This window comes from Thermus composti (assembly GCF_014647535.1).
Taxonomy (GTDB): Bacteria; Deinococcota; Deinococci; order Deinococcales; family Thermaceae; genus Thermus; species Thermus composti.
In genome coordinates this window covers 90,409-110,050 of sequence record NZ_BMPJ01000001.1, presented here as the reverse complement: position 1 = coordinate 110,050, position 19,642 = coordinate 90,409, and the positions used below count along the sequence as shown (strand labels likewise).

The window sequence follows — 19,642 nt, the reverse complement described above, 5'->3', positions numbered from 1 at the left end:
CTAGGCGGCTTCCAGTATACCCTGGGCCTCGGCCTCGAGGGCCTTCAGGTCCAGGAGGTAGACCCGGCGGTAGCGGTGGCGAGGAGGCCCTCCCGCCTCAGGTCGGAAAGGAGCTTGGAGACGGACTCCCGGGTGGAGGCGGTGGCGTCGGCGATCTCCTCGTGGGAGACGGTCACGTAAAGGCCCCGCTCGTCCCGGAAGGAGGCCGGGGTGTCCGCCAGGAAGAGGAGGTAGCGGGCGATGCGGGCGCGGAGCTCCCCGGTTTGGAGGTGGGTCTCGTAGGCCTGGACGCGGCGCATCTGCCGGGCCAGGTTGCGGGCCACCTGGTGCAGGGCCTCGTGGGGCATGGCCTTGGGGTCCAGGCCCTGGACCTGGCAGTCGGTCATGGCCTCGGCGGCATAGCGGTGGCGCTTCCCCTCCAGGGCCTCCTCCCCGAAGTAGTCCCCGGGGAGGACGTGGCGGAGGGTGAGGGTGCGGCCGTCGGGGAGAAGCTCCACGATGCGCACCAGGCCCGACTCCAGGCGGTAGAGGGTGTGGGCGGGTTCTCCGGCGAGGTAGATGGCTTCCTTGCGGGCGTACCTTTTCATGCTCTCTCCTCCCATAGGCCTTCCAAGGCCTTGAGGTCCTCGGCGAAAAGGGCCCCTAGGCGCTTCGCCTCCTCGAGGCTCGCCCCCCTTCCCCCAAGGACCACCTTGGGGGCGAGGCCCTCTAAGGCCCCATCGGGAAGGGCCTTCAGGGACTCAGGTAAAAGGACGGAGAGGACCACGCCCCGGGCCCCCAGGCGGTGGGCCAGGGCCTTCAGGTCCGGCAAGGGGGTGTCGGTGCCTAGGTAGAGGGCGGGAAGCCCCAGGCGGCGGAGGCGGTAGGCGGCCCACATGGCCCCGATCTCGTGCCGCTCCCCCGGGGGGGTGGTGACCAGGATGGGGGCCCCCCGGGGGTGGCCCGCCAGGTCCAGAAGCTCCTGGAGGCGGGCCCTAAGGAAGGTGGAGGCCAGGTGCTCCTGGGCCACGGAGACCTCCCCCCGGTGCCAGGCCTCCCCGATGGCCTGGAGGACGGGGATGAGGAGGCCCTCCACCGCCCCTTCCGGCCCCCAAAGGCGCACGCCCCGGCGGAAGAGGGCCTCGCCCTGGAGGAGGTGAACCTCACCACCCCCTTTTTGGGCAAGACCCTAAAGGCCCCCTTCCTCATCGGGGCCATGACGGGGGGGAGGAAAGGGGGGAGCGGATCAACCTGGCCCTGGCCGAGGCCGCCGAGGCCCTCGGCGTGGGCATGAGGCTGGGCTCGGGGCGGGTGGTCCTGGAAAGACTCGAGGCCCTGAGGAGTTTCCGGGTGCGGAAGGTGGCCCCAAGGGGCCTCCTCATCGCCAACCTGGGCCTGGTCCAGCTCCGCCGCTACGGGCGGGACGACCTCCTCCGGCTCGTGGAGCTCCTAGAGGCGGACGCTCTGGCCCTCCACGTGAACCCCCTCCAAGAGGCGGTGCAGAAGGGGGACACGGACTTTAGGAGGCTTCTAGAGCGCCTTAAGGACCTCCTTCCCCTCCCCTTCCCCGTCCTCGTCAAGGAGGTGGGGCACGGGCTTTCCCGGGAAGCGGCCTTGGCCCTAAGGGACCTTCCCCTGGCGGCGGTGGACGTGGTCGGGGCCGGGGGGACAAGCTGGGCCCGGGTGGAGGAGTGGGTGCGCTTCGGGGAGGTGCGCCACCCGGAGCTTTGCGAGATCGGCATCCCCACCGCCCAGGCGATCCTCGAGGTGCGGGAAATCCTCCCCCACCTCCCCCTCATCGCCTCGGGCGGGGTCTACACGGGCACCGAGGCGGTGAAGGCCCTGGCCTTGGGGGCGGACCTGGTGGCGGTGGCGAGGCCCCTCCTAAGGCCCGCCCTGGAGGGGGCGGAGGCGGCCATGGCCTGGACCTCCAGGAGATGCGCACCGCCCTTTTCGCCATCGGGGCCAAGACCCCCAAGGAGGCCCGGGGGCGGGTGGAGCGGGTGTAAAATGGCCCCGTGGAGGAGGAAAAGCGCCTCGGCCAGATCCTCGCCCGCTTCCCCCAGGTCCAGGCCGCCTTCCTCTTCGGCTCCCGGGCCGAAGGGCGGGCCCGGCCGGAAAGCGACTGGGACCTGGCCCTCTACCTCTCTCCCCCGGAACCCGACCCCACCCTCGAGGTCCTGGAAGCCCTGGTGGAGGCCGGGTTTGAGCGGGTGGACCTCCTCCTCCTCCACCGAGCCCCGCCCCTCTTGGCCTTTCTGGCCGTGCGGGGAAAACCCCTCTTCGTGCGGGAAGGGTTTGACCTGGGAAGCTACGTCTCCCGGGTGGCCCGGGAGTGGTGGGACCTGGAACCCCTTCTAAAGGTCCAGCGGGAAGCCCTGAAGCGGAGGTGGCTTGACCCGGCCTGAGGTCCTTCGGCGGAGGCTTTCCCACCTGGAGGCCTATCTAAACATCCTCCAGGACCTTTCCCGCTACAGCCTGGAGGAGTTTTTGGAAAACCCGGAGCGCTACGGGGCCGCAGAGCGCTTCCTCCAACTTTCCATAGAAGCCCTCACCGACATGGCCGCCCACGTGGCCTCGGACGAGAACCTAGGCCCCTTTGAGCGGGCCAAGGACCTGGTGGACCTCTTTCTGGCCCACGGGTACGTGGACGAAGCCCTGGCCCAAAAGTGGCGCCGGATGATCGGCTTCCGCAACCTCTTGGTGCACGAGTACCTGGACATAGACCGGAGGATCGTCCACCGGGTTCTCCGGGAAAATCTAGACGACCTGAGGGCCCTGGCCCGGGTCTTCGCCCGGTTCCTCTAGGAACTCCTCAGGTCCATGAGGGCCCAGGGAAAGGGTTCAAAGAGGGCCTGGGCCTCCAGGTAGCCCTCCTCCACCCGCAAAGCCCAGGACCAAAGGAGGGCGAGGGGGGCCTCGAGGGGAAGCCGCTCTTCCCGAAAGCCCCGAATAAGATCCAAAAAATGGGCCTTCTCCTTGGGGGAAAGGGCCCTCTTAAAGTACCCGAAGGCGTGGAGGAGGGCATCCGTCATGGCTCCGAGGCGGAAAGGAAGCCGGGTGGCTCTAAGGAACCCCTCCTCGTAGGCCCGGCGCACCTCGGGGAAAGGCCTCCCCTTGGCCTCGGCGAGAAGCCTGCCCAAGGCCCGGGCCTCCCCCGGGTGGTAGGCCAGGAGGAGGAGCTTGTAGCGGGCGTGAAAGGCCATGAGGCCAGGAAGGTCCTCCACCCTGCGAAGCCGGGCCAGGGCGAAGATCCGGGTGAGGAAGTGGGCCCGGATCCGGGCGTTGGTAAGCCGCCCCTCGTCCTCCTTGGGGAGGAGGGGGAAGGCCTCCTCCACCGCCCGGGCGAAAAGCCCGGGGCCCCTTTCCACCACCCCTCCTTCGTCGGCCCGGGCGTAGACCTCGGCGTCTTTTAGGGCGCAATTGGGAGAGCGGTTTTTCAGGATAAACCCCTCCACAGGCCCAAGCCCCGAAAGGAAGCGCCCGCTAAAGGCCCGCATCCTTTCCGTGAGGTCCTCCCCCGTTTTGGGCTGGACCATCCGGGGGCCTTCCTCCCCCCGCACCAGGCGCACCACGGGCCTTGGGACCCCGAGGCCGATCTCCACCTCGGGGCAGACCGGGACGAACTCCACGAACTCCCTTAGGGCGGTCACCGCCCGGTCGGGGATGCATTCCCCCGAGTAGCGCACGGCGGCGAAGCCCAAACAGGCGCTCACCACCACCCGGGGCTTGGGCCAGACAGGTTCCATAGGGCCCAATCTACCCCGGGCCCCCCTCCCCACCCCGTAGCCCCGCCGACAATCCCCGGGGTACCATGGGGGCGTGGCCGAGATCCGGGTGGGCACCGCGAGCTGGACCGACCCTACCCTCCTCGCCTCCGGCTGGTACCCCCCCGAGGTGAAAAACCACCCGGAAAAGCGCCTCCGCTACTACGCCCAGCGCTTTGACACCGTGGAAGTGGACAGCACCTTCTACGCCCTGCCCCGCCTCGAGGTGGTGCGGAAGTGGGCCGAGCGCACGCCCAAAGGCTTCCTCTTTAACGTCAAGGCCTTTTCCGCCTTCACCGGGCACGGCCTGGAGGCAAGCGCCCTCCCCAAGGACCTAAGGGCCCTCCTTCCCAAGGAGGGCCACCTTTCCCAAAAGGAAGTCCCCGAAGAAGTGGTGGAGGAGGCCTGGCGACGCTTCTTCCAAGCCCTAGAACCCCTAAGGGAGGCGGACAAGCTGGGCTACCTCCACTTCGGCCTCCCCCCCTGGGCCGAGCCCAAGCCCCGTAGCTTCCGGTACCTGGAACGCCTGGCGGAAAGGACCCGGGGCTACCTGGTGGCGGTGGAGTTCCGGAACCCCAGGTGGTACGCCGCCTGGGGCTTCGTGAAGCGGGAACTAGAGCGCCTGGGCCTCGTCCACGTGAGTGTGGACGCCCCGCCCCACCCCGAGGCCCCGCCCAGGGTCTTGGAGCCCACCCACCCCGTGGCCGTCCTCCGCTGCCACGGGAGAAACGCCGAAACCTGGAAAGGCCCCCACCAGAAGCCCTACGAGCGCTTCAACTGGCGCTACTCCGAGGAGGAGCTACAAGACCTGGCCGAGGCCACCCGCATCCTAGCGGAAAGGGCCGAGCGGGTCTTTGTCATCTTCAACAACAACTACGGCACCCAAGGGGTGGAGGCCGCCTTGGGCCTAAAGGGGCTTCTGGGCCTAGGGCCACCCCCCTGGACAGGGGGGCTCTTTGAAGGAAGGTGAAGCCCTAAAGGCGGCCTCCCGGACCCCGAGGGCCAAGGGGCTTTTCAGCGGGCCGGGCAGCTCAGGGGCGGGTTGGGGTCCGCCGGGGCCACCTCCACCTGGTAGCCCTGGGGCTCGGCCAGGGGATAAGCTGTACCGGGTTCAGGACATTCGTCCCCGGAACCTCCCCATAGAATCCCCCCCGATGGAACTGGGGCTTCTCTCGGAACCGAGCGGTTTTGCTCGGGAGGACGACCCCTTCGTCTGGGACCCCTTGAGGGAGAGCCTCGAGGGCGCCTGCAGGCGGCTTCTCGCCCTCTACGACCGGGTCCTCCTCCTCGTCACCCGACCTCCCTTCGGCGCCCACCTGTCCCTGGCGGAAAGCCTCCGGGAACGCTACCCAAGCCGCCTCCTCCTCCACCCCACCCCCCTCTTGGGCCCCGGCCTAAGGGCCCTCCACGAGCGGGCCCAGGAGCTTCTGGGCAAGGCAGACCCGGAAGACCTCCTGGCCGAGCTGCGGCGGGTGGAAAGGGAGGGCCGGCTCTACCTGGCCTCCGCCGACCCCGAGGCCTTAAGGCGCCAGGGCTGGCTCCCCCCAGGGGGTGGGCTGGCCTTGCGCCTGGGCCTTTACGCCCTCTTCGCCCTGGAGGAAGACCGCCTCCGCCTACCCCCCTTGCCCGTACCCGAGGGCCGGGTGCCCGCTGCCCTGGCGGACTTCTGGGGAAGGGCCTTCGCCGGTAGGCCCGTCCGGGCCTACCTGAGCCTGGGGGAGGCCGCCCCTGCCTCCTGGCGGAACGCCCTGGCCAAGGCCCTCAAAGAACACCTGGCCCTGCAGCGGGCCCGCCTTTCGCCCCTATCCCCGGAGCTGCGGGAGCGGCTTGGGGGGAAAAGCCTCCTGGGGTTCGCCTACCCCCTTTAGGGGAGTAGGTCCAAAAGGCCACCGTAGAGGGTGAGGGCCTGAAGGGTCTCCACTCCCTGGGGATTATTCCAAACAAAAGCCGCGCAATACCGGTCCTCTCTCCGTTTCAGGGCGTGAACCAAGCTGAGAACCCCAGGCCTAGACCCTCCCTTGAAGGCGATGCCATCCCACCCCGAAAGGGTGAGCCCGGGGTTGATGCCAAGAAGGGGCAGGTCCGCCACCCGCCCCATCCAGGCGCATAGCTCCCTTGGGGTGAAGCGCCAGTCCGCCTCCTGAGGCCACCGAGCAGGGTCTAACGGCAGATCTCCCACCTTGGGAAGGGGCCTTTTTCGGAGCTCATCCAACACCCGCCTGCGCGCCTCCAGGTCTCCCTCCCGGTAAACCCGCAAGAGGTCCCGGTTGGTACCAGCCGCAAGTTGAAAAGCCTCCCGGGTGGTGAGGAAGGGCCGGTTCTGGGGGGCATGGGCCTCGAGACGCTCCCTCCCTAGAAGGTGCATGAGGGCATCGGCGGCGGTGTTATCGGAAAGGGAGATCATAAGGGCCGCCAAGGTGTGAAGGGTGAGGGGGCTTTGGGCTGGCCAGTCCTGAAGAATGCCCGAGGGGAGGCTCTTCCAGCCTTCCTGGAGGCGCACCACCTGATCCCATCGCCAGCGGCTGGCCTCCACCTCCTCCAAAGCCAGGGCCAGGACCATGAGCTTGAAGGCTGAGGCCACCGCCAAGGGGGCCTCGGGGTTCAAGGCCAGAACCTCCTGGCCGTTTCGCTCCACCCAGAGCCCCACCCGGCCAGGAAGGGCGCGGAAAGCTTCTCGGGCGGCCTCGAGGCTGGGAAGCCGGGCCACCGGAGGCTCAAAGAAAAGGCTTGCGATGCGCCCCTGAGCGTCCAGGCCGATCTGGGCAGGGACGTACCCTTTCTCAAAAACCACCAGGTACCGCCCGGGCTCCACCGGCCTAATCCCCTGGAAAGCCCCCAGCTGGGCCTCAAGCTGCGCCAAGATGGCCTCCACCTGGCCCACGGGCACCTGGGCCAAAAAGTCCTCCGAGAACCAGGCCTCCTGGACCTCCTGGGTGAAAAGCCGCGCCAAAACCTCCCCGGAAAGGTCCGGCTCCGAAGCCCCGCCCATCCCAAAACCGAGAAGCAAAAGAAGCCCCATCCACCTCATGACCCCCTCCTTACCACGCCAAGGCAAGCCCCTCGGCCCTAGGGTCCGAGGCCGCCGCCAGGGCCTCCCCCAGGCGGAAGACCGCCTGCCCCCGGCCGAAAAGCCCGTACTCCGCCTCGTAGCGCACCCGGTGCCCCAGGTCCTTGAGGAAGAGGGCCGTGGCCTGGGGGATGCCAGGCTCAAGAAGCACCTCGTCCCCCGGCACCACCTGCCAGCGGGGCCGGTCCAGGGCCGCCTGGGGGTTCAGGCCGAAGTCCGCCAGGGCCACCACCACCTGGACGTGCCCCTGGGGCTGCATGAACCCCCCCATGACCCCGAAGGGCCCAAGGGGCTTTCCTTCCCTCGTGAGAAAGCCCGGGATGATAGTGTGGAAGGGCCTCTTTCCCGGCCCCACCCGGTTCGGGTGGCCTTCCTCCAGGGAAAACCCCAGGCCCCGGTTCTGCAGGGCGATCCCCGTCCCCGGCACCAAGACCCCGGAGCCAAACCCCTGGTAGTTGGACTGGATGAGGGAGACCATGAGCTCCCCGTCCGCCGCCGCCAGGTAGACCGTCCCCTCAGGCCTTAGCCCGGGAAGGACCCGGGGAAGGGCCTTTTCCCCGATAAGCCTCCTCCTTTCCGCCGCGTAGGCCTTGGAGAGGAAGGCCTTGGGGTCAAGCTCCATGTGGCGGGGGTCGGCCACGAAGCGGTAGGTGTCCGCCAAGGCGAGGCGCATGGCCTCAATCTGGACGTGGTAGCTCCAAGGGTCCTCCGGCCTCAGGTCAAACCCCTCCAAAAGGTTCAGGGCGAGGAGGACCGCCACCCCCTGGCCGTTTGGGGGAAGCTCCCAGACGGTGAGCCCCTTGTACTCCGTGGAAAGGGGCGTCACCCACTCCGGGGCGTGGGCCTTTAGGTCCTGAAGGGTGAGAAGCCCCCCGGTATCCCCGCTAAAGCGGGCCAGGGCCTCGGCCAAGGCCCCCCGGTAAAGGCTTTCCCCGTAGGTCTCGGCGATCTCCCTGAGGGTCTTGGCGTGCAAGGGACTCCGCCACACCTCCCCCGCCCGGGGGGCCCTTCCCCCGGGGAAAAACACCTCCTGGAAGGCCTTAAACTCCGGCCCCTCCAGGGGGAGGAAGACGCCTTCTGCCCGCCGCCAAGCCCTCGCCGTCTCCGGCCCCACGGGAAAACCCTCCTCGGCGTAGCGGATGGCGGGGGCCAGGACCTCGGGGAAGGGAAGCCTGCCCCAGCGCTCGTGGAGGGCCCGCCAGCCCGAGACCGCCCCCGGCACCGTCACGGGAAGCCAGCCCCTTTCCGGCATCCTCCCGGGAAGCCTCTCCGGGGTGAGGGCCAGGGGGCTTTTGCCGGAGGCGTTTAGGCCGTGGAGCTTCCCGTCCCAGACCATGGCGAAAAGATCCCCCCCGATGCCGTTGGAGGTGGGCTCCACCACCGTGAGACAGGCGGCCATGGCAAGGGCGGCGTCCACGGCGCTTCCCCCCTTTAGGAGCATCTCCATCCCCGCCAGGGCGGCGAGGGGCTGGCTCGTGGCCACGGCACCCCGCTTCCCCAGGACCACGGGGCGGCGGGAGGGGTAGGGGTAGTGGGTGAGGTCCATGCTCCCATGCTACCTTGAGGGGGATGGCAAGGCCGCCCCTCACCGAGGCCCAGGAAGACTACCTGAAGCACCTCCTCCTCTTGGAGGAAGGCCAGGTGCCGGTCCCCACCCAGGCCCTGGCGGAGCGGCTTGGGGTACGCCCCCCCTCGGTGACGGAGATGCTGAAGAAGCTGGCGGCCCTGGGCCTGGTGGAGTACCTCCCCTACCGGGGAGCACGGCTCACCGAGGCGGGCCGGCGGGTGGCCCTCGAGGTCCTGCGCCACCACCGCCTCCTCGAGGCCTACCTCCACCAGGCCCTGGGGTACGGCTGGGAGGAGGTCCACGAGGAGGCGGAAAGGCTGGAGCACGTGATCAGCGAGGCCCTGGAGGAAAGGATCGCCGAGTACCTGGGCCACCCCCCCTTTGACCCCCACGGGGACCCCATCCCCACCAAGGACCTGACCCTGCCCGAGGCCAAGGCCCTCCCCCTCTCCCAGGCCCCCCTGGGGCGGGCACGGGTGGTTCGGGCTTTGGCCCAGGACCGGGGCACCCTGAACCTCCTCGCCCGGATCGGCCTCCTCCCGGGAAAGTCCCTAAAGGTTTTGGCGCACGAAGACGGGGTGCGGGTGGAGGTGGAAGGGGAAGTCTTCCTCCTTCCTCAGGCCCTGGCCCAGGCGGTGGGGGTGGAGCCCTTAGGCTAGGCGCCGGCGGTGAGGGTTCCCGCCCCCCAGGAAGGCTCCAAGCGCCTAGCCCTACCCGCCTAAAGGGCCCGGTAGACCTGGACGCGGAAAAGGTGGTGGAGCCTCGCCCCAAGCCGCGAGTGGAGGGCCTTGGGGGGTTCCAAGACCGAAAGGAGGTTCGGGGCTTGGGCCATGAGGAGGGCCGTGAGGCCCAAGGCGGGGTCCACGAAGAAGTAGGTGCCGCCAAACCCGGACCAGAAGAAGTCCCCCGGGCTTCCCGGGGAAAGCCCCGCCTCCCCCAGGCGCACCGCCACCCCGAGGCCAAAGCCGTACCCGGGTCCCGGCAGGTACTCCGGCCCCCGCTTGAGGCCCTCGGCGTAGAGGGGGCCCAGGTGGTCCTGGGTCATGAGGCGGGAAAGGCGGGGGTGGAGGAGGCCTTCGCCGGTGCGCAAGGCCTCCAGGAAGCGCAGGTAGTCCCGGGCGGTGCTCACCCCGCCCATCCCCCCGGCGTAGCGGGGCGGGGGGGTGTCCACGGGGATCAGGCGCACGCTTCGGCCCGTCTCCGGGTCCTTGGGAAAGGGCTGGGCCAGGCGGGCCGGGTCCTTGGCCTGGAAGCCCGAGTCCTTCATGCCCAAGGGAGCGAAGAGGCGCTCTTCCAGAAGCTGGTCCAAGGTTTTCCCGGAGAGGGCCTCGAGGACATGCCCCAGCACATCGGTGGAAAGCCCGTACTCAAAGGCCTCCCCCGGCTGGAAGCGCAAGGGAAGGGCAGCGAGGCGCTCCAAAAAGGTCTTGCGGTCCAGGTCAAAGCGGTCCACCCCGGCCTCGAGGTAAAGCCGCTTCACCGGGGAGCGGAAGAAAACCCCGTAGGTGAAGCCCGCCGTGTGGCGCAAAAGCTCGTAGAGGGTGAGGGGAGCCCTTAAGGGCTCCAAGGCCACCTCCTCCCCCACCTCCCGCCCCACCCGGAGCCGGGAAAACTCCGGCAGGTACTTCTCCACGGGGTCCAAAAGGGAGAGGGTCCCCTCCTCCACGAAGCTCAGGGCCAGGGCGGAGACCCAAGGCTTGGTCATGGAGTAGATCCGGAAAAGGGCGTCTTCCCGCATGGAAAGCCCCTTCTCCGGGTCCAGCATCCCGTAGACCCCCTGGAAGACCACCTCCCCTCCCCGGGCCACGAGGACCACGGCCCCGGGGAGGAGGCCCTCCTCCACCATGCGCCGGAAGTGGGCGTCAAGTTTCCGGAAATCCATCACCACCCCTCAGGAACGGGCCTCCTTGGGCTTAAAAGGAGCCAGAGGGCGAGGAGGAGAAGCCCCAAGGGCAAGAGCCACTTCACGAAGAAGCCCAAAAGGCTAAGGAAAGCCCCCAAAAGGGTGAGGAAGAGGGCTAAGGGAAGGGCCAAGGCGGCGAGGAGGAGGGCTAAGGGGAGGGCGAAGAGGGCGAGGAGGATGGCCACGAAGGGGCTAAGAAGAAACCAGGCGAGGACGAGCCCCGCAAGGAGGAGGAACCAGCCGAGGATCCGCATGCCCTAAGCCTACACCCTCCCGCCGCCACGGGATGCCCTCAGGCGGGAGCCGCCCCGATGGTCCTCCCCCCGTCTATGAAGAGCACCTGCCCGGTGATGAAGCTAGACTCGTCCGAGACCAAAAAGAGGGCCGCGTAGGCCACCTCCAAAGGCTTCCCCGCCCGGCCCAAGGGGGTGGCGGCGATGGCCTTCTCCCGCACCTTCTCCGGCACCTTGGCCGTCATCCGCGTCTCAATGAACCCAGGGGCCAAGGCGTTCACCCTTATCCCGTACCGCCCAAGCTCCAGGGCCAAGGTCCGGGTAAGCCCCACCACCCCCGCCTTGGAGGCGGCGTAGTTGGCCTGCCCCAGGTTCCCCAAATAGACCCGGCTCGCGGTGAGGACGATGCTCCCAGGGTTTTTCTCCCGCATGGCCTCCGAGGCCGCCTTGGCCACCAGGAAGCTTCCCGTGAGGTTCACCCGGAGGACCAGGTCCCAGTCCTCGAGGGGCATCTTCCAGTGGAAGTTGTCCCGGGTGATCCCGGCATAGTGCACCACCCCGTCCAGGCGGCCAAACTCCGCCAAAGCCCGCCGGAAGCCCTCCTCCACCGAGGAAGGATCGGCCACGTCCATCCTAAGGGGCATGGCCCCCGTGGCCGAGGCCGCCTCGCTCAAGGGGCCTTCCTCAATGTCGCAGGCGACAAGCCTCGCCCCCTCCTTGGCGAAAAGCTCCAGGGTGGCCCGGCCGATGCCGTGGGCCGCCCCGGTGATGAGGACCACCTTGTCCTTGAGCCGCATGCCCACCTCCTCACGACCAACCGGTCGGTAAGGACACCCTACCCCGGGCCCACCCCCTCCGTCAAGGGCCAGGCGTAGTAGGGGGTCTCCACGAAGGGCGGAGGACCCGCCAGGTAGACCCTTAGGCCCGGGAAGACCAGGGTCTCCCCTTCCCAAAGGAAGGCCAGGGGGTCCACGGCCAGGGGGTAGTGGAGAACCCCCTGGCGGGGAAGGCCGAGCCTAAACCACTCCGGCGGGGAAAGCCTGCCCACCAGGAGGTAGCGGGCCCTTTTGGGACCGCTTTCCGTGTAAAAGGCCACCTCCTCTCCCAGGTCCAGGAGGAAGGCCCGTCCCCGCACGTAAAGCCTCGCCCTATCCGTCCAAATAGACATGGGGCCTCCCCTCCAGAAGGGTCACCCGCACCCTGGGGCCGTAAAGGGCGGTGAGGAGTTCCTCCCGGAGCACCGCCCGGGGAGGGCCCTGGGCGAGGAGGCGCCCTTCCTTGAGCACCGCCACCCGGTGGGCCAAGGCGGCCTGGTTGGGGTCGTGGAGCACGGAAAGGATGCCAAGGCCCTGGGCGGCCAGGTCCTTTAGGAGGAGGAGAAGGGCGTACTGGTGCTCCAGGTCCAGGTAGGTGGTGGGCTCGTCCAGAAGGAGGTAGCGGGGCCTCGCCGCCAAGGCCCGGGCCAAAAGGACCCTCTGCCTTTCCCCCCCGGAAAGGGTGGAAAGAAGCCGCCCTTTAAAGCCCTCCGTCCCGGTCACCGCCATGGCCCAGGCCACGGCCTTAAGGTCCTCCTTCCCCTCCCGTCGCCAAAGCCCCAGGTGGGGAAGCCTCCCCAAGCGCACCACCTCCTCCACCAAAAGCCCCTCGGGGTAAGGGCCGTTTTGGGGCAGGTAGGCGAGAAGCCGTCCCCTCTGGTAGGTCCCGTAGGCCCAAAGGGGCTTCCCCTCTAGCCAAACGCTCCCCGCCCGGGGCCGAAGAAGCCCCGCCATCACCCGCAAAAGGGTGGTCTTGCCCGAGCCGTTGGGGCCCAAAAGGGCAAGCCACTCCCCGGGGGCAAGCCTTAGGTCCACCCCCTTAAGGGCGTAGGGCCCAACGATCCCCTTGGCCTCAAGCCCGGCCACGCTGCCTCCAAAGGAGATAGAGGAAGAAGGGTCCGCCCAAAAGGGTGGTCACCACCCCCACGGGAAGCTCCGCCGGCCGGGTGAGGGTGCGGGCGAGGAGGTCCGCCAGGACCAAAAGCGCCCCGCCCAGAAGGGCGCTGGCGGGTAGAAGAAGGCGGTAGTCCTCCCCAAGAAGCCGCCTGAGGAGGTGGGGGACGATGAGGCCCACGAAGCCGATGATCCCCGCCTGGGCCACGGCGCTGGCGGTGAGGAGGCTTGCCGCAAGGAGGAGGAGAAGCTTAAGTCCCCCAAGGGGAAGCCCCAGGCTTTGGGCCACCTCCTCGCCCAGCTGCAAGGCGTTCAAGGCCCGGCCCAGGAGGAGAAGGGGGGGAAGGCCGAGAAGAAGGAAGAGGCCAAGCCCCCGCACCCCCGGCCACCCCAGAAAGGCCAGGTTGCCCAGGGTGTAGGCGAAGACCGCCCGCACCCGGTCGGCGTCCTGGAGCATCAGGTAGGTGGTGAGCCCGGTGAGGACGCTCCCCACCACCACCCCCGCCAGGACCAGCTCCCCCGTGCGGGCCACCCCCCCGGCGAGGACTAGGGTGAGGAGGGTGGCCCCCAAAGCCCCCAAAAACCCCGCCAGGGTGGCGGAAAGGCCGAGGCCCTGAAAGACGGCGTGCTGGGCGAAGGCCGGGGCGAGCCCCCCTCCGAAGGCGGCCAGAAGGGTGACCCCAAAAGCCGCCCCCGAGGCCGCCCCCATGAGGTAGGGGTCGGCCAGGGGGTTCCGGAAAAGCCCCTGGAGCACCGCCCCCGCCGCCCCCAAGGCCGCCCCCACCAGAACCCCGCCCAGCACCCGGGGCAGGCGGAGCTCGGTGACGATGGGGTTTTCCTTGAGGCCCAGAAGGGCTTGGACCACCTCGAGGGGCGGAACCCCCACCGCCCCCACCCCCACCCCCAGGACCAGGGCTAGGCCCAAAAGGCCCCCCAGGCCCAGGAAGACCAGGCCCCGTCTTAGGGGAAGGGCGAGGACCACGGCTACCTGTGGAAGCAGTCCACCAAAAGCCTAAGCCCCTGGGCCACCCGGGGGCCGGGGCGGGAGAGGAGGCTGTCCTCCCCGCCCGTGAAGACGCAGATGCGCCCGTTCCGCACGGCGCTTATCCGGTCCCACCCCGGCCGCCTGCGGATCGTCTCCAGGGCGTTTGGGTAGGTGGCCACGATGACCTCGGGGTTTTTCTGCACCACGAACTCCGGGGAGATTTTGGGGAAAAGCCCCAGCTCCTTGGGGACGATGTTCACCCCCCGGGCCTTCTGGATGAGGACCCCGATGAAGCTCTCCGGGCCTGCGGTGTAGGGGGTGGGGTCAATCTCGTAGTAGACCCGGGGACGGGCCTTGGCCTTGGCCGCCCGGGCCTCCTCCTGGTAAACCTCCTTCTGGATCCTGGCCACCAAACCTTCCGCCTGGGCGGGAAGGCCGAGAAGCTTCCCCAGGGTGCGCACCGTCTTGAAGATGTCCTCGTAGGTCTCGGTCTTCACCGCAAAGACGGTGAGGCCCGCCCGCTCCAGGGTCTCGTAAAGCCTCCCGTAGCGGGAGACGAGGACCAGGTCGGGCTTCAAGGAGACGATGAGCTCGGGATTGGGGTTGTAAAGCCCTCCCGCCTTAGGGAGCCTTTTGACGCTTTCCGGCCAGTCGGAGTAGTCGTCCGTGGCCACCAGCCGGTCGCAGGCCCCCAAAGCGCAGACCGTCTCCGTGACCGAGGGCAGCATGGTGACGATCCGCTTGGGAGGCGCTTTAAGGGTAACCTGACGCCCTAGGTCGTCGGTGAGGGTGAGGGGAAAGGCGAAGACCAAAGCCGAAAGGACTGCCAGAAAAGCCAAAAACCGCCTCATGCCTACCTCCCTAAAGCCGCTAGGGCCAAAGCCCCGGGGGAGGTAGGGAAAACCCCTGCCGGGAGGCAGGGGCAAAAGGCTTCCTTCGCCCCCTGGCTCCCCCATCCGCGTGAGGTGCCCACCCCGGGGAAGGGTGGGCGGCCCTGGCAGGCATTCGGGCTTCCGGCCTGCGAAGAAGGGCGCGAAGCTTGGGCCGGTTACCGTTGCGGGACAGCGCCGGACTCGCACCGGACTTCCCCACTTTAAGCCTGGACTACGCGCCCAGGCACCAGGGCTACGGGACCTTGGCTTTTAGGCCCTAGCGGGCCTCGCCTCCAGGCTAAGGCCTCTTGCGCCCAAAAGGCAAGGGCTTGACGGACAGGGCGGGCGGTGGTTTACTTAGTCCTGAGAACGAACTAAGGAGGCGGCACTGGGTGCGCAAGGGGGACACGCAGGAAATCCGTAGGCTAAACCGCCGGGCCATCCTGAGCCACCTGCGGCGGGGCCCCCTCACCCGCGCCGACCTCTCCCGGCTCACGGGCTTGGCCAAAAGCGCGGTGAGCCGTCTGGTGGAGGAGCTCCTGCAGGAAGGCCTCCTGGAGGAAGGGGCCTTCACCTCGCCGCCTCTGGGCCGTCCCGGTACCCTTTTGCACCTGCGCCCAGGGGCCCGCTTCGCCCTGGGGGCGGAGGTGGGCGTGGAGGGCACGGTCCTCCTGGCCCTGGACTGGCGGGGGGAGGTGATCTGGGCCAAGGAGTGGCGCCACCCCAAAGCAGCAGGCCCCGAGGAGCGCTTCGCTCGGCTTTTCCAGGAGGCCTTACCCAAGACGGAAGGGGCCTTGGGGCTGGGCTTTACCCTGCCCGGGGTGGTGGTGGGGGAAAGGCTCCTCTTCGCCCCCAACCTGGGCTGGCGAGAGCTCAGCCTAAAGGACCTCCTGGCCGACTTCCCCCTGCCCACCCTGGCGGAAAACGACGCCAAGGCCTCCGCCCTCTCCGAGGTCTTCTTCCACGGGGAGGAGAACCTGGCTTACCTGGTGTTGAGCACGGGCCTCGGGGTGGGGGTGGTGGCGGAAGGCCGCCTCCTCCGGGGCGCAAACGGCGCGGCAGGGGAGGTGGGCCACTGGCAAGGCCAGGGGGAAAGGCGCTGCGCCTGCGGCCGGAAAGGATGCCTGGAAACCGAGCTTAGCCTCGAGGCCCTGCTCCAACACCACCGGGCCCTCGGGGGTGAGGCGGAGGACGTGGACACCCTAAGGGCCCAGGCCCAGGAGGGTGACCCCTTGGTCCAGGCCTCCTTGGCCCACCTGGGGGAGGCCTTGGGCCGGTTCCTCGCCAACCTGGCGGTGGCCTACGACCCCGCCCGGGTGGTGGTGGGGGGCAAGGCGGCGGAGCTTTTCCCCTTTCTGGAAGGCCCTATGCGCCGGGCCCTCGAGGCCCACGCCTTTTTGCAGGCCCACCGCACCCTTCCGGTCCAACCCTCCTCCTACGGGCACCTGGCGGCGGCGGTGGGCGGGGCGAGCCTCTTCTTGGCGCGGTTCTTTGAGCTGGGCGGCCTGTGGGCGGAAAGCCCACGTCGCAATGGAGGTAGGTATGCGGAAGTGGCTTTTGGCGATCGGCGTGGTCCTGGGGCTTAGCGCCCTGGCCCAAGGAGGCAAGCTTGAGATCTTCTCCTGGTGGGCGGGGGACGAAGGCCCCGCTTTGGAGGCCCTGATCCGGCTCTACAAGCAAAAGTACCCTGGGGTGGAGGTCATCAACGGCACGGTGACGGGCGGGGCCGGGGTGAACGCCCGCGCCGTCCTCAAGACCCGGATGCTGGGCGGGGACCCCCCGGACACCTTCCAGGTGCACGCCGGCATGGAGCTCATCGGCACCTGGGTGGTGGCGAACCGGATGGAGGACCTCACCCCCCTCTTCCGCCAAGAAGGGTGGCTCCAGGTCTTTCCCAAGGGGCTCATTGACCTCATCTCCTACAAGGGCGGGATCTGGAGTGTGCCGGTGAACATCCACCGCTCCAACGTCATGTGGTACATCCCCGCCAGGCTCAGGGCGTGGGGGGTCACCCCGCCCAGGACCTGGGCCGAGTTCCTAGCCACCTGCGAGGCCCTGAAGCGCAAAGGCGTGCAGGCCCCCCTGGCCCTAGGGGAGAACTGGACCCAGCAGCACCTCTGGGAGAGCGTGGCCCTGGCCACCTTAGGCCCCGACGGCTGGAACAACCTCTGGAGGGGCAAGCTGAAGTTCACCGATCCCAAGGCGGTGGCGGTCTGGGACACCTTCGGCAAGGTCCTGAGCTGCGCCAACCCGGACGCCTCCGGGCTTTCCTGGCAGCAGGCGGTGGACCGGGTGGTCCAGGGGCAGGCCGCCTTCAACATCATGGGCGACTGGGCGGCGGGCTACATGGCCACCACCCTCAAGCTCAAGCCCGGGACCGACTTCGCCTGGGCCCCCTCCCCCGGCACCCAGGGGGTCTTCATGATGCTCTCCGACTCCTTTGGCCTGCCCAAGGGGGCCAAGAACCGGCAAAACGCCCTCAACTGGCTCAGGCTCGTGGGCTCCAAGGAGGGGCAGGACACCTTCAACCCCCTCAAGGGCTCCATCGCCGCCCGGCTGGACTCCGACCCCAGCAAGTACAACGCCTACGGCCAGTCCGCCATGAAGGACTGGCGGTCTAACCGCATCGTGGGCTCCCTGGTCCACGGGGCGGTGGCGCCGGAAAGCTTCATGAGCCAGTTCGGCACGGTGATGGAGATCTTCCTCCAGACCAAGAACCCCCAGGCGGCGGCCAACGCCGCCCAGGCCATCGCCGACCAGGTGGGCCTGGGCCGCTAAGGCCCCTTCCCCCCGTGGGGGCCTAGGCCCCCACGGGGTTTTCCCCGAGGGAACATGCGCGACCGCATCACGGCCTTCTTGGTCCTCCTACCTTCGCTTTTGGCGATAGGCATCTTCGTCTACGGCTTCATCGGGCAAAACCTCTGGGTCTCCCTCACCGACTGGGGCAAGGACCCGGCCCAGGCCCTGGCCCTAAGGCCCGAGCTCCGCTTCGTGGGGCTGGAGAACTACCGGGAGCTCTTCACCGGCTTCGTAGACGTGCGCTTCCGCCAAAGCGTGGTGAACCTCATCTTCTTCACCCTCTTCTTCATGGCGGGAAGCCTGGGCCTCGGGCTTCTTCTCGCCCTGGCGGTGGACAGAGCCCCTAAAGGGGAAGGATTCTTCCGCACCGTCTTCCTCTTCCCCATGGCCCTTTCCTTCGTGGTGACGGGGACCATCTGGCGCTGGATGCTCCAGCCCCAAGGCGGGGTGAACGTCCTCCCCACCCTCTTCGGCCTCCCGCCCCTTTCCTTCCCCTGGCTCGCCACCCGGGAACAGGTCCTGGTCTTTGACTGGAACCACCTCCCCTTCTACACCGCCTTGGCCGTGGCCTTGGTCCTCCTTTACGTGGCCCACGCCGCCTACCGGGAAGGGGAAAGGAGGCGCTTCCTTTGGGCCCTCTTCTCCGCCGGGGTGCTCCTCCTTTGGGCCTTCACCTTAGGCCGGGGCCTTAAGCTTCTCCCCTACCCCGAGACCCACGGGTTCAGCCTGGCCCTGGTGGGGGTGATCCTGGCCGCCATCTGGCAGATGGCGGGGTACACCATGGCCCTTTACCTGGCGGGGCTCAGGGGGATCCCGGTGGAGGTCCTCGAGGCCGCCCGGGTGGACGGGGCGAGCGAATGGCAGCTTTTCCGCCGGGTCATCTTTCCCATGCTGGCCCCCATTACCCTCTCGGCCATGATCGTCCTGGGGCACATCGCCCTCAAGATCTTTGACCTCATCTTCGCCATGGCCGGGCTGGACTACGCCCCCACGGATGTGCCCGCCATCTACATGTACCTCCTGGCCTTCCGGGGCAACCAGTTCGCCAAGGGGGCCGCCATCGGCATCCTCCTGCTCCTCCTGGTGGCGGTAGTGGTCATTCCCTACCTGGCGAGCCAGCTCAGGAAGGAGGTGCGGCGGTGATGGGCCGGGTCCTCCTCTACGCCTTCCTCCTCCTCATGGCGGGGTTTTTCCTCCTGCCCGTCTACCTGGTAATCCTCACCGCCCTCAAGGAGCCCGCCAAGATCACCCTGGAAACGGTCTGGCAGTGGCCCCACCCCCCCTACTGGGAGAGCTTCCGCACCGCTTGGGAGGCCTTCCGGCCCAAGTTCCAAAACTCCGTGGTCCTCGCCACCTCCGCCACCCTGCTCTCCGCCCTGGTGGGGTCACTGAACGGGTACGTCCTGGCCAAGTGGCCCTTTAGGGGGTCGGGCCTCCTCTTCGCCCTGATCCTCTTTGGGATGTTCATCCCCTACCAGAGCATCCTCATCCCCCTCTTCCAGTTCATGAAGTCCATCGGCCTCTACGGCAACCTTTTCGGGCTCGTCCTGGTCCACGTCATCTACGGCATCCCCATCGTCACCCTCATTTTCCGCAACTATTACAGCGAGATCCCCGACGAGCTTGTGGAGGCAGCCCGCATAGACGGGGCGGGATTTTTCGGCATCTTCCGCCACGTGATCCTGCCCCTTTCGGTCCCCGCCTTCGTAGTGGTGGCTATCTGGCAGTTCACCCAGATCTGGAACGAGTTCCTCTTCGCCGTGACCCTCACCCGGCCCGAGAGCCAGCCCATCACCGTGGCCCTGGCCCAGCTCGCCGGGGGTGAGGCGGTGAAGTGGAACCTGCCCATGGCGGGGGCCATCCTGGCCGCCCTGCCCACCCTTTTGGTCTATATCTTCTTGGGCCGCTACTTCCTGAGGGGGCTCCTGGCGGGGTCGGTCAAGGGCTGAGCTGGGCGAGGAGGGCCCCCGCCATCTCCTGGGCTTTTTCCATAAAGGCTCGGGGGTCTTCCCCTTGGGCCAAGGCCAGGGCTTCCAGGTAAGCCTCCAGGTACTCCTCGGCGATGAGGGCCATCACCGTGAAGGCCAGGCGGCGCCAAGCGTCCACCAGCGCCTGGGCCTCCTCTGGAGAAAGAGCTTGACGGGCCTTCTCAGCCACCTTCTCCGTGAGCCAGTTCCACATGGAGGCCATCATGGCGTTGGTCACACCCCGGCGCACGTGCACCAACCCCACCAGGGCCTGCCAGGCGAAGTACTGCCCGTTGAAAGGACCCCGGAGGGTGCGCAGGTACCAGTCCCTCAGGGTCTTCTCCCGGGCGGGCCGTTCCCCCTCCCGGAACACCCTGCGGGTGGCGGGGTGGCCGAAAAGGGTGTCGTAGAACCCCTGGACCAGCTCCTCGGTCCAGGTTTCCATGAGGGCAGCGTGGCGGGCAAGGAGTTTGCCGTCCTCCAGGGGACGGAAACGGGCCGAAGGGGGAAGCTAGCTCCAAATTTCTTGGGCCACCTGGTAAAAGCGGGCGAGGTTCCTCTCTGTCACGGCTCCC

At 68.0% G+C, this 19,642-nt stretch carries 19 protein-coding genes, 4 pseudogenes and 1 riboswitch; of the genes and pseudogenes, 10 read left to right on the top strand and 13 right to left on the bottom strand.

Features of this window, described 5'->3' with window-relative positions; genetic code table 11:
• Both ldrP and IEX93_RS00550 read right to left on the bottom strand, forming a co-directional pair.
• Positions 1–587: pseudogene (gene ldrP, locus IEX93_RS00555) on the bottom strand (transcriptional regulator LdrP).
• Positions 584–1,135, bottom strand: a pseudogene (locus IEX93_RS00550) (cobalamin B12-binding domain-containing protein); the annotation flags it as partial. The pseudogenes ldrP and IEX93_RS00550, both read right to left, overlap by 4 nt.
• Here IEX93_RS00550 and fni point away from each other — a divergent pair.
• The 3 genes and pseudogenes from fni to hepT all read left to right on the top strand — a co-directional run.
• Positions 1,118–1,988 (top strand): annotated as a pseudogene (gene fni / locus IEX93_RS00545) (type 2 isopentenyl-diphosphate Delta-isomerase); the annotation flags it as partial. The pseudogenes IEX93_RS00550 and fni overlap by 18 nt on opposite strands.
• Before the next feature lie 9 nt (positions 1,989–1,997).
• Positions 1,998–2,387: a type VII toxin-antitoxin system MntA family adenylyltransferase antitoxin gene (gene mntA / locus IEX93_RS00540; RefSeq protein WP_188845339.1), complete on the top strand. Its 390-nt coding sequence runs from the start codon at positions 1,998–2,000 to the stop codon at positions 2,385–2,387.
• Positions 2,374–2,787, top strand: a complete 414-nt coding sequence (hepT, locus tag IEX93_RS00535; protein WP_188845337.1) for a type VII toxin-antitoxin system HepT family RNase toxin — start codon at positions 2,374–2,376, stop codon at positions 2,785–2,787. Before mntA ends, hepT begins: the two co-directional genes overlap by 14 nt.
• Here the strand turns inward: hepT and IEX93_RS00530 are convergent.
• Positions 2,784–3,728, bottom strand: coding sequence for a YbgA family protein (locus IEX93_RS00530; RefSeq protein ID WP_188845335.1), 945 nt, complete (start codon positions 3,726–3,728; stop codon positions 2,784–2,786). The genes hepT and IEX93_RS00530 overlap by 4 nt on opposite strands.
• A 73-nt stretch (positions 3,729–3,801) precedes the next feature.
• On the opposite strand from IEX93_RS00530, the gene IEX93_RS00525 reads away from it, so the two are divergent.
• Entirely contained in the window at positions 3,802–4,716 is a 915-nt protein-coding gene (locus tag IEX93_RS00525) for a DUF72 domain-containing protein (RefSeq protein WP_188845333.1), read from the top strand.
• 184 nt (positions 4,717–4,900) lie between these two features.
• Complete coding sequence (locus IEX93_RS00520; RefSeq protein WP_188845331.1) at positions 4,901–5,614, top strand: hypothetical protein; 714 nt, start codon at positions 4,901–4,903, stop codon at positions 5,612–5,614.
• On the opposite strand, the gene IEX93_RS00515 is transcribed toward IEX93_RS00520, so the two are convergent.
• Both IEX93_RS00515 and IEX93_RS00510 read right to left on the bottom strand, forming a co-directional pair.
• A complete protein-coding gene (locus IEX93_RS00515; RefSeq protein WP_188845329.1) occupies positions 5,611–6,774 on the bottom strand; it encodes a serine hydrolase in 1,164 nt (387 codons plus the stop codon). The genes IEX93_RS00520 and IEX93_RS00515 overlap by 4 nt on opposite strands.
• Before the next feature lie 10 nt (positions 6,775–6,784).
• Complete coding sequence (locus tag IEX93_RS00510) at positions 6,785–8,359, bottom strand: gamma-glutamyltransferase family protein (RefSeq protein ID WP_188845326.1); 1,575 nt, start codon at positions 8,357–8,359, stop codon at positions 6,785–6,787.
• A gap of 23 nt (positions 8,360–8,382) precedes the next feature.
• On the opposite strand from IEX93_RS00510, the gene mntR reads away from it, so the two are divergent.
• Positions 8,383–9,039: a manganese-dependent transcriptional regulator MntR gene (gene mntR / locus IEX93_RS00505; RefSeq protein ID WP_188845325.1), complete on the top strand. Its 657-nt coding sequence runs from the start codon at positions 8,383–8,385 to the stop codon at positions 9,037–9,039.
• A gap of 59 nt (positions 9,040–9,098) precedes the next feature.
• On the opposite strand, the gene IEX93_RS00500 is transcribed toward mntR, so the two are convergent.
• The 7 genes from IEX93_RS00500 to IEX93_RS00470 are packed head-to-tail and all read right to left on the bottom strand — an operon-like array spanning position 9,099 to position 14,280.
• Entirely contained in the window at positions 9,099–10,262 is a 1,164-nt protein-coding gene (locus IEX93_RS00500) for a serine hydrolase domain-containing protein (protein ID WP_188845323.1), read from the bottom strand.
• Positions 10,262–10,537: a hypothetical protein gene (locus IEX93_RS00495; RefSeq protein WP_188845321.1), complete on the bottom strand. Its 276-nt coding sequence runs from the start codon at positions 10,535–10,537 to the stop codon at positions 10,262–10,264. Before IEX93_RS00495 ends, IEX93_RS00500 begins: the two co-directional genes overlap by 1 nt.
• A 38-nt stretch (positions 10,538–10,575) precedes the next feature.
• The gene (locus IEX93_RS00490) at positions 10,576–11,313 is read right to left on the bottom strand and encodes an SDR family oxidoreductase (RefSeq protein WP_188845319.1); all 738 of its coding nucleotides are present in this window, start codon (positions 11,311–11,313) and stop codon (positions 10,576–10,578) included.
• Between the two features lie 38 nt (positions 11,314–11,351).
• On the bottom strand, positions 11,352–11,684 hold the full coding sequence (locus tag IEX93_RS00485) for a hypothetical protein (protein ID WP_188845317.1): 333 nt from the start codon (positions 11,682–11,684) through the stop codon (positions 11,352–11,354).
• Positions 11,665–12,417 carry an ABC transporter ATP-binding protein gene (locus tag IEX93_RS11835; RefSeq protein ID WP_188845315.1) on the bottom strand — a complete coding sequence of 251 codons (753 nt, stop codon included), beginning with the start codon at positions 12,415–12,417 and terminating at the stop codon, positions 11,665–11,667. Before IEX93_RS11835 ends, IEX93_RS00485 begins: the two co-directional genes overlap by 20 nt.
• On the bottom strand, positions 12,404–13,426 hold the full coding sequence (locus IEX93_RS00475) for a FecCD family ABC transporter permease (RefSeq protein ID WP_188845313.1): 1,023 nt from the start codon (positions 13,424–13,426) through the stop codon (positions 12,404–12,406). The genes IEX93_RS11835 and IEX93_RS00475 overlap by 14 nt, the downstream gene beginning before the upstream one ends.
• 2 nt (positions 13,427–13,428) lie before the next feature.
• A complete protein-coding gene (locus IEX93_RS00470) occupies positions 13,429–14,280 on the bottom strand; it encodes an ABC transporter substrate-binding protein (protein ID WP_188845312.1) in 852 nt (283 codons plus the stop codon).
• A gap of 128 nt (positions 14,281–14,408) precedes the next feature.
• Positions 14,409–14,568, bottom strand: a riboswitch (cobalamin riboswitch).
• A gap of 125 nt (positions 14,569–14,693) precedes the next feature.
• Here IEX93_RS00470 and IEX93_RS00465 point away from each other — a divergent pair.
• The 4 genes from IEX93_RS00465 to IEX93_RS00450 are packed head-to-tail and all read left to right on the top strand — an operon-like array spanning position 14,694 to position 19,049.
• Positions 14,694–15,887, top strand: coding sequence for an ROK family transcriptional regulator (locus IEX93_RS00465; RefSeq protein WP_188845310.1), 1,194 nt, complete (start codon positions 14,694–14,696; stop codon positions 15,885–15,887).
• Positions 15,844–17,079, top strand: coding sequence for an ABC transporter substrate-binding protein (locus IEX93_RS00460; RefSeq protein ID WP_188845308.1), 1,236 nt, complete (start codon positions 15,844–15,846; stop codon positions 17,077–17,079). The genes IEX93_RS00465 and IEX93_RS00460 overlap by 44 nt, the downstream gene beginning before the upstream one ends.
• 54 nt (positions 17,080–17,133) lie before the next feature.
• On the top strand, positions 17,134–18,243 hold the full coding sequence (locus tag IEX93_RS00455; protein WP_188845299.1) for a carbohydrate ABC transporter permease: 1,110 nt from the start codon (positions 17,134–17,136) through the stop codon (positions 18,241–18,243).
• Positions 18,243–19,049 carry a carbohydrate ABC transporter permease gene (locus IEX93_RS00450; RefSeq protein WP_188845297.1) on the top strand — a complete coding sequence of 269 codons (807 nt, stop codon included), beginning with the start codon at positions 18,243–18,245 and terminating at the stop codon, positions 19,047–19,049. The genes IEX93_RS00455 and IEX93_RS00450 overlap by 1 nt, the downstream gene beginning before the upstream one ends.
• On the opposite strand, the pseudogene IEX93_RS00445 reads toward IEX93_RS00450, so the two are convergent.
• Positions 19,039–19,635: pseudogene (locus tag IEX93_RS00445) on the bottom strand (protoglobin domain-containing protein). The gene IEX93_RS00450 and the pseudogene IEX93_RS00445 overlap by 11 nt on opposite strands.
• Between the last annotated feature and the right edge of the window lie 7 nt (positions 19,636–19,642).